Origin of the sequence: Kitasatospora sp. NPDC089509, assembly GCF_044749365.1 — a bacterium.
In the GTDB taxonomy this organism is placed as follows: Bacteria; Actinomycetota; Actinomycetes; order Streptomycetales; family Streptomycetaceae; genus Kitasatospora.
In genome coordinates this window covers 31,656-46,242 of the sequence record NZ_JBIVHS010000016.1, presented here as the reverse complement: position 1 = coordinate 46,242, position 14,587 = coordinate 31,656, and the positions used below count along the sequence as shown (strand labels likewise).

General features: G+C 73.9%; 15 protein-coding genes. 4 read left to right on the top strand and 11 right to left on the bottom strand.

The features are described 5' to 3' along the window. Positions 1-3: 3 nt before the first annotated feature. The 8 genes from ACIP4P_RS28655 to ACIP4P_RS28620 form a co-directional block, all read right to left on the bottom strand. Positions 4-744: an SDR family oxidoreductase gene (locus ACIP4P_RS28655; RefSeq protein WP_400923262.1), complete on the bottom strand. Its 741-nt coding sequence runs from the start codon at positions 742-744 to the stop codon at positions 4-6. 142 nt (positions 745-886) lie between these two features. Next, positions 887-2,380, bottom strand: coding sequence for an SDR family oxidoreductase (locus tag ACIP4P_RS28650; RefSeq protein WP_400923261.1), 1,494 nt, complete (start codon positions 2,378-2,380; stop codon positions 887-889). A 28-nt stretch (positions 2,381-2,408) separates the two neighbouring features. Then, positions 2,409-3,224: a DUF1295 domain-containing protein gene (locus tag ACIP4P_RS28645; protein WP_400923259.1), complete on the bottom strand. Its 816-nt coding sequence runs from the start codon at positions 3,222-3,224 to the stop codon at positions 2,409-2,411. Further along, positions 3,221-4,504 carry a class I SAM-dependent methyltransferase gene (locus tag ACIP4P_RS28640; protein ID WP_400923257.1) on the bottom strand — a complete coding sequence of 428 codons (1,284 nt, stop codon included), beginning with the start codon at positions 4,502-4,504 and terminating at the stop codon, positions 3,221-3,223. The genes ACIP4P_RS28645 and ACIP4P_RS28640 overlap by 4 nt, the downstream gene beginning before the upstream one ends. Next, positions 4,501-5,283 carry a DUF1365 domain-containing protein gene (locus ACIP4P_RS28635; RefSeq protein ID WP_400923504.1) on the bottom strand — a complete coding sequence of 261 codons (783 nt, stop codon included), beginning with the start codon at positions 5,281-5,283 and terminating at the stop codon, positions 4,501-4,503. Before ACIP4P_RS28635 ends, ACIP4P_RS28640 begins: the two co-directional genes overlap by 4 nt. Before the next feature lie 5 nt (positions 5,284-5,288). After that, on the bottom strand, positions 5,289-6,629 hold the full coding sequence (locus ACIP4P_RS28630; protein WP_400923502.1) for an NAD(P)/FAD-dependent oxidoreductase: 1,341 nt from the start codon (positions 6,627-6,629) through the stop codon (positions 5,289-5,291). Between the two features lie 2 nt (positions 6,630-6,631). Next, positions 6,632-7,777: a MerR family transcriptional regulator gene (locus tag ACIP4P_RS28625; RefSeq protein WP_400923500.1), complete on the bottom strand. Its 1,146-nt coding sequence runs from the start codon at positions 7,775-7,777 to the stop codon at positions 6,632-6,634. Beyond that, on the bottom strand, positions 7,774-8,466 hold the full coding sequence (locus ACIP4P_RS28620; RefSeq protein ID WP_400923255.1) for a sigma-70 family RNA polymerase sigma factor: 693 nt from the start codon (positions 8,464-8,466) through the stop codon (positions 7,774-7,776). Before ACIP4P_RS28620 ends, ACIP4P_RS28625 begins: the two co-directional genes overlap by 4 nt. A 174-nt stretch (positions 8,467-8,640) precedes the next feature. Between ACIP4P_RS28620 and ACIP4P_RS28615 the strand changes: the two genes are divergently transcribed. From ACIP4P_RS28615 to ACIP4P_RS28605, 3 genes are all read left to right on the top strand, one after another. Further along, complete coding sequence (locus tag ACIP4P_RS28615; RefSeq protein ID WP_400923253.1) at positions 8,641-9,348, top strand: type III effector protein; 708 nt, start codon at positions 8,641-8,643, stop codon at positions 9,346-9,348. Between the two features lie 74 nt (positions 9,349-9,422). Continuing rightward, entirely contained in the window at positions 9,423-11,372 is a 1,950-nt protein-coding gene (gene htpG, locus ACIP4P_RS28610) for a molecular chaperone HtpG (protein ID WP_400923251.1), read from the top strand. Positions 11,373-11,574: 202 nt separating this feature from the next. Beyond that, entirely contained in the window at positions 11,575-12,336 is a 762-nt protein-coding gene (locus tag ACIP4P_RS28605; protein WP_400923249.1) for an MgtC/SapB family protein, read from the top strand. Between the two features lie 82 nt (positions 12,337-12,418). Here ACIP4P_RS28605 and ACIP4P_RS28600 read toward each other — a convergent pair whose 3' ends face one another. From ACIP4P_RS28600 to ACIP4P_RS28590, 3 genes are all read right to left on the bottom strand, one after another. Then, positions 12,419-12,583, bottom strand: a complete 165-nt coding sequence (locus ACIP4P_RS28600) for a hypothetical protein (protein ID WP_400923247.1) — start codon at positions 12,581-12,583, stop codon at positions 12,419-12,421. A 50-nt stretch (positions 12,584-12,633) separates the two neighbouring features. Next, positions 12,634-12,837 (bottom strand): CsbD family protein, encoded by a 204-nt coding sequence (locus ACIP4P_RS28595; protein ID WP_400923245.1) that lies wholly within the window; start codon positions 12,835-12,837, stop codon positions 12,634-12,636. Positions 12,838-12,911: 74 nt separating this feature from the next. Beyond that, positions 12,912-13,925 carry an SDR family NAD(P)-dependent oxidoreductase gene (locus tag ACIP4P_RS28590; RefSeq protein WP_400923243.1) on the bottom strand — a complete coding sequence of 338 codons (1,014 nt, stop codon included), beginning with the start codon at positions 13,923-13,925 and terminating at the stop codon, positions 12,912-12,914. A gap of 66 nt (positions 13,926-13,991) precedes the next feature. Between ACIP4P_RS28590 and ACIP4P_RS28585 the strand changes: the two genes are divergently transcribed. Further along, positions 13,992-14,573 (top strand): TetR/AcrR family transcriptional regulator, encoded by a 582-nt coding sequence (locus ACIP4P_RS28585; RefSeq protein ID WP_400923241.1) that lies wholly within the window; start codon positions 13,992-13,994, stop codon positions 14,571-14,573. The last annotated feature ends 14 nt before the right edge of the window (positions 14,574-14,587 follow it).

The window sequence follows — 14,587 nt, the reverse complement described above, 5'->3', positions numbered from 1 at the left end:
GGCTCAGCCGATCGGGCGCAGTCCGGCACCACTGACCCGGTACTCCGCGGCGCTGCCGGGGTCCGCCGCGACGTCCACGACGGCCTCGGCGACCTGCTCCGGCGTGAGGACCGGCTGAAGGCCCTCGACGAAGGCGTCCCGCTCCACGCCCTGCCGCGCGGCGTAGCCCGCGACCCCGACCGACCCGAGGCCGGTGGCCGGGGTCAGGTGCGGGAGCAGCGTGACGAACCGGATGTCCAGCCCGGCCCGCTCCGACTCCTCGGCCGCGTACCCGCGGATGTACCGGATGGCGGCCTTGGCGCTGGCGTACCCGCCGCTGAGCGGGGATCCGGCCAGGGCGGCTCCACTGGACATCGCGACGACCACGGAGCCCGGTGCCAGCGGCTCCCGCAGCGCCGCTCGGGTCCAGCCGAACACGTGCCGCGTGTCGACGTCCCAGTTGCGGCTGAAGGTTTCCCAGCTCTGCTCGTGCACGGGCGCCATGTGCGGCGTGGCCCCGGCGTTGAGGACGAGCAGACCGGGGCGGTGGGTACGGATCACGTCGCGCGCGAGCGCTTCGTCGGTGGCGTCGCCGACGACGGCCGTGAAGCCCTCGCCGAGTTCGTCGCGTACGGCGCGCAGCTCCTGCTCGTCGCGGGCGATGCCGATGACGCCGGCCCCCTTGGCGACGAGCGCGGCGGCGATCGCGCGCCCGAAGCCGCGGCTGGCACCGGTGACGACGGCGGTCTGGAAGGTACTGGACATCGGACGCTCCACGGTGGTGGTCGGATTCGGTCGATATCCAGACCAGCCGCCGGAGGAAAAACCGTCGCCGCACCCGCCACGTCGTGGATCGCCCGGTGATCGGGATCGGGTCGGACCGGGTTCGCCGACCGGGACGGCCGGGTCACGGCTCCCGGCGGGCGCGCTCGGTGATGTTGCGGGCCATGCCGCCGAACACCACCGTGTGGAACGGCGCGACGGACCACCAGTAGGCGTGGCCCGCCAGGCCGTGGGGGTGGAAGAGCGCCCGCTGCCGGTAGCGCGTGCGGTGGTCGCCGTCCGGGGTGACGGACAGCTCCAGCCAGGCCAGGCCGGGCAGCCGCATCTCGGCGCGCAGCCGGAGCAGCCGGCCCGGCTCGATCTCCTCGACGCGCCAGAAGTCGAGGGAGTCGCCGACCCGTAGCCGGGCGGGGTCGCGGCGGCCCCGGCGCAGGCCGACGCCGCCGACCAGGCGGTCGAGCCAGCCGCGCAGGGCCCAGGCGAGCGGGAAGGAGTACCAGCCGTTGTCGCCGCCGATGCCCTCGATGACCTGCCAGACGGCGGCGGGTGAGGCGGTCACGGTGCGTTCCTGGAGGTCCTGGTAGAGGCTGCCGCCGGCCCAGTCGGGGTCGCTCGGCAGGGGGTCGCTGGGGGCGCCGGGCAGGGAGGCGGAGGACCAGCGGGTGGCGACGTCGGCGTCCTTGATGCGGCGCAGGGCGAGGGTCACGGCCCGGTCGAAGCCGGTCAGTCCCTCCGGCGGGTCGGGCACCCACCGGGCGAGGTCGTGCTCGCCGCAGACGACCTCGTGGCGGAGCGACTCGACGAGCGGGCGGGCGATGGAGTTCGGCACCGGGGTCACCAGGCCGACCCAGTGACCGGAGAGCCGGGGGGTGAGGACCGGCACGGGGACGATGAGGCGCCGTGGCAGTCCGGCGATCCGTGCGTAGCGGTGCATCATCTGCGCGTAGGTCAGGACGTCGGGGCCGCCGATGTCGAAGGTGCGGTTCACCTCCGGCGGCAGCTCGGCGGCGCCGGCCAGGTAGCGCAGGACGTCCCGGACGGCGATCGGCTGGATCCGGGTGGCGACCCAGCGCGGCGTGACCATGGCGGGCAGCCGTTCGGTGAGGTGGCGGAGCATCTCGAACGAGGCGCTGCCGGAGCCGATGATCACGGCCGCCCGCAGTTCGGCCGTGGGTACGCCGCTGTCCCGCAGGATGCGGCCGACCTCGGCACGGGAGCGCAGATGGGGTGAGAGCTCCGCCGCGGGCACACCGACGGGGGCGAGTCCGCCGAGGTAGACGATCCGGGTGACGCCGGCGGCCGCGGCGGCGGCCCCGAAGGCGTGGGCGGCCGCGCGGTCGGTGGCCTCGAAGGCCGGTCCGGTACCGAGCGAGTGGACCAGGTAGTAGGCGACGTCGATGCCGTCGAAGGCCGCCGTGAGGGTCTCGGGGCGGCTCACGTCGCCGGCGGCGATCTCGACCTCGGCCCGCCAGGGCTGGTCCCGCAGCCGGCCGGGACTGCGCACCAGGCAGCGGACGGCGTGCCCCCGGGCCAGCAGCTCGGGCACCAGCCGGCCGCCGATGTAGCCGCTCGCACCGGTCACCAGGCAGCGCTTCGGGTCGGGTCTCCGTGGGTTCATGTCGACTCCTCGTCCTCGATCCGGGTCCTCAATCCGGTGCGGCCCGCTGCCGGCGCGGCGGCCGGGGCAGGAAGCCGCTGGTCCGGGCGGCGTACTCGGCCCAGCCCGGCCGGTGCGCGGCCAGCCGCCGTTCCAGCATCGGTTTGCCGCTGCCGAACGCGAGCAGCCAGGTCATCAGGAGCGGGCTCAGGACGAAGGCCCAGCCCACCGGCGTGTCGGCGCCGAGCAGGAACAGGCCCCACCAGACGCAGGCGTCGCCGAAATAGTTGGGGTGGCGGGTGTAGCGCCACAGGCCGCGGTCCATCACCCGGCCGCGGTTGGCCGGGTCGGCCTGGAAGCGGGCGAGCTGCCGGTCCCCCACCGCCTCGAAGAACAGGCCCACCGCCCACAGCGCGGTGCCGGCCCAGGCGAGCGGGCCGGGCGGACGGGGCCCGTACTGGGCGGCCTGGACCGGCAGGGAGACGAACCACACCAGGGCGGCCTGGAGCAGGTAGACGATGCGCAGCGCGTACCGGGTGCGGGGCGGGCCTTCGGGGGCGCGGGAGAGCATCCGGGCGTAGCGCGGGTCCTCGGGGGCGCCCCGGGAGCGCCACCGGAGGTGGGCCGACAGCCGCAGGCCCCAGAGGGTGACGAGCGCGGTGGCCAGCAGCCGGCGCCCGGGGTCGCCGTGCCCGTCGGAGAGTGCGTAGCCGGTGAGCGCGACGGCGGTGAACGCGAGCCCCCAGGCGACGTCCACGCCGCGGTGGCGCCCGGTGCGCACCCCGACGGCGAAGGCCGCGAGCAGGACGGCGAGGGCGACGGCCGCGGTGACCGCGAGGTTGACGGCGAGGGCGGCGGCGTTCACGGCGCCCCCTGCTCCCGCGCCAGCAGCACCTGGTGGACGTCCAGGTAGCCGCTGCGGAAACCGGCCTCGGAGTAGCCGAGGTAGAGCTCCCACGTGCGCCGGAAGACGTCGTCGAAGCCGAGGGCCGCGACCTGTGACGACCGTTCGGTGAAGCGTTCGCGCCACAGCCGCAGGGTCTCGGCGTAGTGCGGCCCGTAGGCGTCCGCCCCGACCACCCGGAGCCGCGTACGGCGGGCGGCCGTCTCCTCGATCGCCCGCAGGGACGGGATGAGTCCGCCGGGGAAGACGTACTTGAGGATCCAGGTGTAGGTGCGGCTGCTGGCCAGCATCCGGGCGTGGGGCATGGTGATCGCCTGGAGGGCGACCCGTCCGCCGGGGGCCAGGACGCGGTCGAGGGTGGCGAAGTAGGCGGGCCAGAAGGGCCGTCCCACGGCCTCGATCATCTCGACGCTGACCACGGCGTCGTACCGGCCTTCGACGGCGCGGTAGTCGCAGAGCCGGACGTCGGCCCGGTCCGTGTGCCCGGCCTCGGCGATCCGGCGCCGGGCGAGGGTGGCCTGCTCCTCGGAGAGGGTGAGGCTGACGACGTGGGCGCCGCGGGCGGCGGCGCGCAGGGCGAGTTCGCCCCAGCCGGTGCCGATCTCCAGCAGCCGGGTGCCGGGGCCGACGCGGGCGAGGTCGAGAAGGCGGTCGATCTTGCGGTGCTGGGCGGCGGCCAGGCCGTTCCAGGCGGCGAGCGGTCGATGGCCCGGGCCGGTCGGGAAGATCGCCGAGGAGTAGCTCATCGTCGGGTCGAGGAACACCGCGAACAGGTCGTTGGACAGGTCGTAGTGCCGGTGGACGTTGCTCCGCGCGTTGACGGTGGTGGCCAGTTCCTCCACCGGCGGGCGCTGGACGTAGAGCCGGCGCAGCCACTGCGCGCCCGTCGGCACCAAGGTCTCGGGGGCGGTGGCGAGTTCGGTGAGGAGGGCGACCAGGTCGGGGCTGTCCCAGTCGCCGGCCTGGTAGGCCTCGCCGAAGCCGATCAGGCCGCTCTCGCCGACGCGGTGGAGGAAGGCCCCGGGACGGTGCAGCCGCAGGACGGGCGCGCCGGGCGGGGCCGGGCGCAGGATCCGGCCACCGGGGAGTTCGACCCGCAGGCCGCGCCGCGAGGCGACCCGGCGCAGCAGGCGTGCGGCGACGGCCGCGCGCAGCGGCACGTCGGGCACCCGGGCGACGTCGGGCCAGCGTGCGGGGTCGACGCCGGGCGCCGGCCGGGTCGGGGGAAGCGTGGTGGTCATGGGGTGGGCACCTCGGTGGTGGGCGGCGCGGGCTTCGGGACGGATCGGGACGGGCGGGCGCCCGGGCGGGGGTGGACGGGCAGTCCGTCGAGCCACAGGCGGATGCCGCGGTAGCGGATGTGCAGGCTGACGGCCCAGGTGGCGAACGGGTGGGTGAGTGCGGCACGCAGCAGGGCCGCGGGCCCGGCCGGCCGGGCCGTGCCGAGCACGGTGGCGGTGAAGGCCGGGTGGCCCCCGCGCTCCAGGTGGACGGTCAGCCGGAGCCGCTCGCCCGGCTCGGGCAGCACCATCCGGTAGCGGCCGTCGACGGGGAAGAACGGTGAGACGGGGAAGTCCTTGGCGGTCTCGCCCCGGCCCTCCGGATCGGGGGGTAGAAGGTAGCGGTGGCGGCCGCCGTAGGTGTTGTGGACCTCGGCGACCGTGCACAGCGGGCGGCCGGATGCGTCGCGGCACCAGTACACGGTGAGCGGGTTGAAGACGTACCCGAGCGAGCGGGCCTGGGTGAGCATCAGCACCTGTCCGTCGCCGAGCCGGATGCCGTGGCCGTCGAGGTAGCGGGCCAGTTCCTGACGGATCGTCAACTCACCGTTCGACCTGCTCAGTTCGTGGTCGCGCGGTCGGAAGCGGGCCAGCGGCCGGAGCGGGCGCGGCAGCGCCGGCAGGTGGTCGAGGTCCACCAGCCACAGGTAGCCGCGGTGCCGGAACGGCGGCCTGCGGGGCGAAGTGCGCACATGGGTGGTGACGGTGTCGTAGAGGACCGCGCCCCAGGGCCCGGGCAGGGTGGTCACGGCGCGCTCACCCCCAGCAGGGAACAGGCCGCCCGCACCCCGGAGCGGCAGCCGTCCTCGTGGAAGCCCCAACCGTGGTACGCGCCGGCGAACGCCGTCCGGCCCGTGGTGAGTTCGGGCAGCCGGCGCTGGGCGGCGACCGTGCGCGCGGTGTAGACGGGGTGCTCGTACACGGTGCGGGAGATCACCAGGTCCTCGGGGACCGGCCGCCCGCTGTCCTCGTTGAGGGTGACGAGGTAGTCCTCGGCGGTGTCCAGCCTCAGCAGCCGGTTGAGGTGGTAGCTGACCCGCACCCGGTCGCTGGGCACGGTGCAGTGCGGCATCCGGTAGTTCCACGAGCCGCGCGCCCGGGGCGCCGTGGGCAGCGCGGACGGATCGCGGTGCAGGACCACGGGGTTGCGCGAGTAGCCGAAGGCGCCGAGCACCTCCAGCTCGGCGTCGGTCGGGTCGGCGAGCAGGTTCAACGCCTGGTCGGCGTGGGTGGCGATGACCACCGCGTCGGCCTCGGTGCGGCGCCCGTCCCCGGTGACCACCGTGACCCCGTCCGGGTGGCGGCGCACCACGCGCACCGGGGCGGACCGGTGGACGGCCGTCAGCCGCTCGGCGATCTTCTCCACGTAGCTGCGCGAGCCGCCGACGACGGTGCGCCAGGTCGGCGAGCCGGTCACGGAGAGCAGGCCGTGGTTGTCGAGGAACGTGAACAGGTAGCGGGCCGGGTAGTCGCCCGCCAGGTCGGGGGCGCAGGACCAGACGGCGGAGACCACCGGGGTCATGAAGTGGCCCACGAAGTACGGCGAGAAGCCCTCGGCGGCGAGGAACTCCCGCAGGCTCGGGTCGCCCGCCCCGGGGTCGACGAGCAGGCGGCGGGCGAGCCGGTGGAAGCGCGGCACCTCGGCGAGCATCCGCAGGTACCGGCCGCGGACCAGGGTGTCGGGTCGGGCGAACAGGCCGACCGGCCCCCTCGCCCCGACGTACTCCAGGCCGCAGCCGTCACAGCGCACGGACATGCTCATCTCGCTGTCCCGGGTGCGGACGCCGAGTTCGGTGAAGAGTCCGACCAGGTGGGGGTAGGTGCGCTCGTTGTGGACCAGGAACCCGGTGTCCAGCGCCACCGGCCGCCCGTCCCGTCCGACGGCGTCCTGGGTGTGGGCGTGACCGCCGAGCCGCCCGTCGGCCTCGAACAGCTCGACCTCGACCCCGGCCCGGGACAGCCCGTACGCCGCGGTGAGCCCGGCGACGCCGGAGCCCACCACCGCCACCCGGCGCGGACGTGCGCCGCCCTCCGCGCCGACGGCGGCCCGGGCGGCGGGTACGGTCCCGGTCACGGTGTCGAACATGGTCACGAAAACCCCTCCCGACGGGGCCGCGACGCGGCCCGCACTCTCCTTGCACCCGGGTCTTCGGAACCGGGTCCCGGCTCGGATTGGCCCGGCTTCCGGTAATCGGTTCCGAGGACCGCACGTTCGAGCGTGACCGCCCGTTCAAGGAGGTCGACGGCGTCGGCGAGGGTACGGGGGCTCGCCGTACCGGCCGGGGGCCCGCCAAGGGCCCAGCCCGGACCGGCGGCGACGACCACCGCCCCGCCGCGGGAGCCGCGCGGGCCCCACCTGCTGGCGCCGATCCGGCCCACCAGGTCCCGGTCCGCGCTGCGCCGGTCCTGGCACCAGATCATCACGGCCCCCGGACCGAGCCGGTGGACGGCGTCGAGCAGGGCCCGGGGCGGGACGGCCGCTCCCAGCATGCGGAACGGAAGTGCGCGTTCGGTCAGCGCCGCGGCCGTGGCCTCCAGCGGGAGCGTGTGCTGTTCGGCCGGGGTCGCGGCCAGCAGGACGGGCGGTACCGGCCGGGTGGCGGCCGTGGCGACCGCGACGCCCCGCAGGACGCTGGAGACGTGCCAGGACAGCAGGTGCTCCACCTCGACGTACTGCTCACCGCCCGCCGCCCACTTGCGGCCGGCCGCGCGCAGCGCGGGCATCATGACCTCCGTCCACGCTTCGACCACCCCGAACTCCTCGACCGCCTCCCGCAGGATCCTGGCGACCTCCGGTGCGTCGAGGCGCACCGCCGCCCGGGCCAGGCCACGGCACTCGGGCCGCACCGTGCCGACCCGCAGGGCCCGGCTTCCTCCCGGCCCGGGGGCGGGCCGGGCGCCGTCGCGGTGCTCCGGTTCCGGCGGGCCGGGCACCGGACTCGGGTGGTCCTCGTAGGCGGCCGGGCTCCGCTCCGCCAGGGCCGCGCGGGCGGCCTCGCCCGGTGGCACCCCGCGGGCGGTCAGCCGGCACATGGCCTCCAGGACGGCGATGTCCTCCCGGCTCCAGCGGCGGTGGTGGCCGGCCTCCCGGCGGGCGGGGCCGATGCCGTACCGGCGTTCCCAGGAGCGGACCGTGGTGGGCGAGACGCCGAGTCGCTGGGCCACGCTCCCGGTCGGCAGGCCGACCTCCTCCAGCGGGTCGGGGCCGGCGGCAGCCGGGTACGCCGTCGTCATCGCCACGCCCCGGCCACCCGGCCCGACCCGGAGGCCACCCCGGTCCGCGGTCGGCCCGGTGCGCCCGGTGCGCCCGGTGCGGGACGGTCGCCCTCGGGCGTGATCGCCGTCCGCAGCCGGATCAGGCCGTCGCGGATGCGGGTCTTGACCGTGCCCAGCGGCACGCCCACCCGGTGCGCGATCTCCCGCTGGGTGTAGCCCCCGTAGTAGGCCAGCACCACCGCCTCCCGCTGGGCCGCGCTGAGGTGCGCGAGGGCGGACCGGACCAGCTGCCCTTCGAGCGAACGGACCGCCTGCTCCTCCGGCGGATCGCCCTGCGACCGCTCCCGGGAACCGGCCTGCCGGTCGCGCTCGGCGGACGCCCGGGCGGAGCGCACGCGGTCCACCGTCCGGTGGTGCGCGATGGTCAGCACCCACGTCAGCACCGACCCGCGGTCGGGGCGGTAGGCGGCGGCGGTGCGCCACACCTCCAGCAGGACCTCCTGGGTGACCTCCTCGGCGTGCGCCGGGCTGCGCAGCATCCGCAGCGCCACCCCGTACACCGGCCCGGCCACCCCGCGGTACACCGCTTCGAAGGCGGTCTCGTCGCCGCGGGCCACCCGTGGCAGGAGACGGGGCAGATCTTCCACCGCCGACCCGGGGCCGCCGGCGAAGCCCGTACCGCTGTCGGTCCTGGTTCGCGAGGTCACGCCTCCACCGTGCAGCGATTCATGCCCGGAGGCCCAGTCGAAGCGTTTTTGCAGCGTTTCACCGGAGCAGCCGCAGGTCCCGGAGAGTGTTCACACCGGTGCGGCGCGACACGAATCACCGTAGGGTGTCATCCAGACGATGACAGGGGCGCGGGTCAGCGGGAGGGGGACGACATGGATGCGCACGACAACGCCGTGAACGCGCGGGACACCGGCGCCGCCGGGGCGGGTCCGGACTCGTTCCTGGCCGCGGCCGCCGCGCTGGGCGCGATGGCGGCCGCCGCCCGCACCGCCCGGCAGGCACCGCCGGACGACGCGGCGCAGCGCGACCCGCAGCAGGCCCTGGCCGCGCTGGTGATCCTGCACCGGCTGCGCGAGGAACTCGCCGACTGGGAGACCGGCCTGATCGAGACCGCCCGCGACGCCGGTGCGACCTGGGCCGACCTCGCCGAGTCGCTCGGAGTCCGGAGCCGGCAGGCCGCCGAGCGCCGCTACCTGCGCCTGCGGCCCGACGCGGACGCCGGCACCGAGCAGGGCAGCACCGGTGAGCAGCGCGTCCAGGCCGTCCGCGGCCGGCGCGCGGCCGACCGCGCGGTGACCGCCTGGGCCCGCGACCACGCCGCGGAGCTGCGCCGCCTCGCCGGACGGATCGGCGCCCTGGACGACCTGAGCGCCTCGGCCGCGCCCGCCCTGGAGCGCCTCATGGAGGCGCTCGGCCACCACGACCCCGCGCGCCTGCTCGCCCCGCTCGCCGAGACCCGGCCGCTGCTCGCCGCGGACCACCCGGCGATCGCCGATCGTCTCGACGAACTCACCGCCCGGACCGACCGGTTGCGCGCCGACAGCGACCTGCGCAGACGCACACCCCCGGCCCGGCCGTGACCGGTCGGGCCGTTCCCGACCCATTGCCGACCCGTTCCCGAAACCCTTACCACCTCTTGAAGGAGACGCCCTCCGTGGCCAGTTCGACCCAGACGCTGGAGTTCCAGGCGGAGACCCGCCAGTTGCTGCAGCTGGTGATCCACTCGATCTACTCGAACAAGGACATCTTCCTGCGCGAGCTGATCTCCAACGGTTCCGACGCCCTCGACAAGCTCCGCCTGGAGTCCCTCAGCGACTCCGACCTCGACGCCGACACCTCCGATCTGCACATCGTGCTGGACGTCGACCGGGAGGCCCGCACCCTGACGGTGCGGGACAACGGCATCGGCATGACCCGTGAGGACGTCGTCGACCTCATCGGCACCATCGCCAAGTCCGGCACCGCCGCGCTGCTGGCGAAGATCAAGGAGGCCAAGGACGCGGCCGCGGCGCAGAGCCTGATCGGGCAGTTCGGCGTCGGCTTCTACTCGGCGTTCATGGTCGCCGACAAGGTCACCCTGCGCACCCGGCGGGCGGGCACCGAGCAGGGGACCCTGTGGGAGTCCGACGGCGAGGGCACCTACACCATCGCGGAGGCCGAGGGCCTGCCGGTGGGCACCTCGGTGACGCTGCACCTCAAGCCGGCGGACGGCGAGGACGGGCTCGGCGACTACCTGGCCGGGTGGAAGATCCGCCAGATCGTCAAGCAGTACTCGGACTTCATCCGCTGGCCGATCCGGATGGCCGCCGAGTCCGTTGCCGAGTCCGCCGGTACGGACGCCGACGCCGAGGCCGCGCCGGAACCGGAGGCGCTGGAGACCCTGAACTCGATGAAGGCCCTGTGGGCCCGCCCCCGCAGCGAGGTCACCGAGGCGGAGTACCACGAGTTCTACCAGCAGATCAGCCACGACTGGCAGCCCCCGGCCGAGACCGTCCACATGCGCGCCGAGGGCACCTTCGAGTACGAGGCGCTGCTGTTCATCCCCTCGCACGCCCCCTTCGACCTGTTCTCCCGCGACACCAAGCGGGGCGTGCAGCTGTACGTCAAGCGCGTGTTCATCATGGACGACTGCGACGCGCTGATGCCGAACTACCTGCGGTTCGTCAAGGGAGTCGTCGACGCCCACGACCTGTCGCTGAACGTCTCCCGCGAGATCCTGCAGCACGACCGCCAGATCAGCGCCGTGCGCCGGCGTCTCGTCAAGAAGGTCCTCGGCGCCCTCAAGGACGTGAAGACCAACAAGGCCGAGGCCTACACCACGCTGTGGGAGCAGTTCGGCCGGGTCCTCAAGGAGGGCCTGCTGGAGGACCGCGACAACACCGACGCGCTGCTGGACCTGGTCTGCGCCGCCTCGACCAACGACCCGGAGAAGCCGACCACGCTGTGCGAGTACGTGGAGCGGATGAAGGACGGCCAGGAGACCATCTACTACCTGAGCGGCGAGAACCGCGCGATGGTGGAGAACTCCCCGCACATGGAGGCCTTCACCGCCAAGGGCTTCGAGGTCCTGATCCTCACCGACCCGGTCGACGAGGTGTGGACCGACCAGGTCCCCGCCTTCGACGGCCACCGCTTCCAGTCCATCGCCAAGGGGCAGGTCGACCTCGACGGCGATGCCGACGGGGAGGGCGGTGACGAGGCGAAGGCCGAAAAGGCCCAGCGTGAGCAGGACTTCGCCCCGCTGGTGTCCTGGCTCCAGACCGCCCTGGCCGACCACGTCAAGCAGGTCCGCCTCTCCACCCGCCTCACCACCTCCGCCGCCTGCCTGGTCGGCGACGCCCACGACCTGACCCCCACCCTGGAGAAGATGTACCGGGCCATGGGCCAGGAACTCCCGGCGGTCAAGCGGATCCTCGAACTCAACCCCACCCACCCCCTCGTCACCGCCCTGCGCAAGGCGCACGAGACCAACGCCGACGACCCGGCGCTCGTCGACACCGCCGAACTCGTCCACGGCAGCGCCCTGCTCGCCGAGGGCGGCGACCTGCCCGACCCGGCCCGCTTCACCCGTCTGCTGACCGACCGCCTCACCCACACCCTGTAGCCCCACCCGCCGGGGGTGCGGCCGGCCCGGCCGGCCGCACCCCGCCGCCGTTCGCGTGCGCACCCACCCCGCCGGGTATGCATCGGTGCGCCGGACGAACCTCCGACCGACAGAGCACTTACCCTCCTGAGCGGCAGCCCGTGGGCCACGGACCCCGCGGTGCCGCGCGGGTGAGGCCGCCGACGACGCGAAGGAGCCATGGGTGCTGGGCATCAACGAACCCTCGGGTCAAGGCTGGCCCCAGTTCGCCGAGTTCGTGATCGCGCTGGTGCTGTCCAGCGCGATCGGCCTGGAGCGGGAGATCCGGCAGAAGGCCGCCGGCCTGCGCACCTACACCGTCGTCGGCCTGGGCGCGGCGCTGTTCACCCTGGTCAGCAAGTACGGGTTCAGCGACGTGCTGCGCACCGGGCAGGTCGAGCTCGACCCGTCCCGGATGGCGGCCCAGATCGTGTCCGGCCTCGGCTTCATCGGCGCCGGGGTGATCTTCGTCCACCGCGGCTCGGTCCGCGGCCTCACCACCGCGGCCACCATCTGGCTCACCGCCGCCATCGGCTCGGCGGCCGCGGCCGGCCTGCCGATACTGGCCACCGTCGCGACGGCCGCCTACTTCCTCGTCGCCTCCGTGCTGCGCCCGCTGACCCACCGCCTGCCCCAGCTGCGGGCCCGCCCCGCCACCTGCCGCATCACCTACGTCCAGGGGAGCGGCCTGCTGCGGGTCCTGATCGCCGGGATCACCGAGGAGGGCTTCTCGGTGACCGAACTGACCACCGTCGTCCCCTCCAACAGCGGGCAGGGCCTGCTCGGACCATCCCCCGAGCAACCGCCGGCGGTGCCGGACGACGACGGCCGGATCACGGTGGTGTCCGTCACGGTCGAAGGCCGCTCCGACCTCGCCGCCCTCACCGAACGGCTGTCCCGCATCCCCGGCGTCCTGACCTGCTCGGTCAGCCGCCCGGAGGACTGACGCCCTCGCGCCGCCCCCGGACGTGGGCACGGCGGGCCGCCGACGAGCGACCCGCCGTGCCGACCGGAGCCACTCCGGCCCCCTACCTGCCTCCGCCCCGGCCGCGGCCCAGCCGCACCCCGCCGAACAGCAGGGCCGCGACGAACAGGACGACGCCGATGACGAGGAGCCACAGCAGGCCCTTCACCAGGACTCCGACGAAGCCGAACACCACCGCGAGGAGCAGGATCCCCAGGATCAGTGCCATGTCCGCTCTCCTCCTTCCGCTCCATCCACTCCTTCCGCGAGCGTTTCCCGTCAGTCGTGACGCTTCAGGGCGCCCTTCACCTGGTCCGCGGCGCCCTTCACGGCGTCCTTGACGTCGTCGGCGGCCCGCTTGACCTTCGACTCCACCTGGTCGGCCTGCCCCTCGCCCTTGAGTTCCCGGTTCCCGGTCAGGTCGCCGGCCTTCTCCTTCGCCTTGCCGGCCAGTTCCTGCGCCTTGTTCGACAGGTCACCCATCGCTTCCTCCAGTTCTCGGTCCGACGGTGCGGCGGCACCGCACTCCCAACACCGTTTGCCCGGTTCTGGGGCTTTCATTCCCCTTCGATCGCTCTCCAGTGCGAGGAACCGGACGGCGGGATGCGGAGCAGATCGGTCGAGACCGCCCAGAGGTGCTCGGCGATGGCGGGGTCGAGTGCCCATTCCTTGACACCGTGCGGGTGGTGCGCGAGGTCCGCGTCGTTCGGCACGGTGTAGGCCTCCTGCGAGTCGTCGAGGTAGTGGCCTCCGGAGTGGGCGAACTGCGGGGCGACGGCCGCGACCAGGGTGGTGGCGGCTCCCTGCTGGACCGTCTTGTACGTGAAGACTCCGGCGGCCTCGGCCGCGTCGAGTGACGCCTTCTGCCGCGCGGTGAAGTTCCGCTGCAGGCCCGTCGCGACGCCGCCGGGGTTGACCGCGTTGGCGACGATGCCGTCGGAGGCCCACAGCCTGGTCGCCTCCACGGCGAACAGGGAGTTCGCCGTCTTCGACTGGGCGTAGGCGATCTGCGGGTCGTAGGCGCGCCGCTCGAAGTGGAGGTCGTCGAAGTCGACACCGGAGCGCATGTGCGCCGTGGAGCTGACCGAGACGATCCGCGCCCCGTCGCGCTCGGACGCGCCGAGGGCCAGCGCGCCGTGCAGGCCGAGGGCGAGGGCGAGGTGCCCCAGGTGGTTCGTCGCGAACTGCAACTCCCAGCCCTCACCGGTTCGTTCGAGGCCGCCGGTGACCACGCCCGCGTTGTTGACCAACAGGTGGAGCGGGCCGCTCCAGGCGGCGGCGAACGACGCGACGGAGGCCCGGTCGGCGAGGTCCAGCCGGACGACCCGGGGGCGGATCCCTCCGGTCGAGCTCTCGATCGTTCCGGCCACGACGTCACCCGCGTCCGTGTTCCGCACAGCGAGCGTCACCTGCGCCCCGGCCGCGGTCAACGCCCGGGCCGTCTCGACCCCGATCCCGGAGGAGGCTCCCGTCACGATCGCCCGGACGCCGGCGAGGTCGACGCCCCGGACCACCTCCTCAGCCGTACTGGACGCGGTGAAGGACGTGGAGAGGGGCACGTGAGCCGTCATGACGGCGAGGCTATACACACTGGACCGAACTTGTATAGTACGACTTCCCGCTCCTATGCTCGCCTCATGAGCAGCCCCGAGGCCGACCCCCTGCCATCGCCCACCACCACCGCCACCACCACCGACCGTCGGACCGTCGTGCTGGACTCCGCTCTGGCCACGTTCGCGCGATACGGCTATCGCAAGACGTCGATGGAGGAGGTGGCGCGGGTGGCGCGCATCTCCCGCCCAGGGCTCTACTTCCTCTTCTCCTCGAAGGAGGCCCTGTTCCGCGCCGCGGTCACCCAGACCCTGTCGCGCGACCTCACGGCGGTCGAACACGTCCTGGCCGACACCGGCCGTCCCCTGGCGACCCGCCTCCTCGAAGCCTTCGACCGGTGGGCGGGCCGCTACGTCGGCCCGCTGGCGCGCGATGTCGTGGTGCTGATCGAGGACAACCCCGACCTCCTCGGGGAGATCGCGGAGACCGCTCCGCGACGCTTCGAGGAACTGATCACCGACGCGATCGCCGCCGAGTCGGGGCGCGGGACGGCCACCGCCGTCGCACAGACGGTGATCAGCGCATCGATCGGCCTGAAGTACCAGGCCGCGTCGCGGGAGTTCTACCTCGAACGCCTGAAGGTCGCCATCGAGCTCCTGGTGCGCTGAAGGCGCGTTCACGG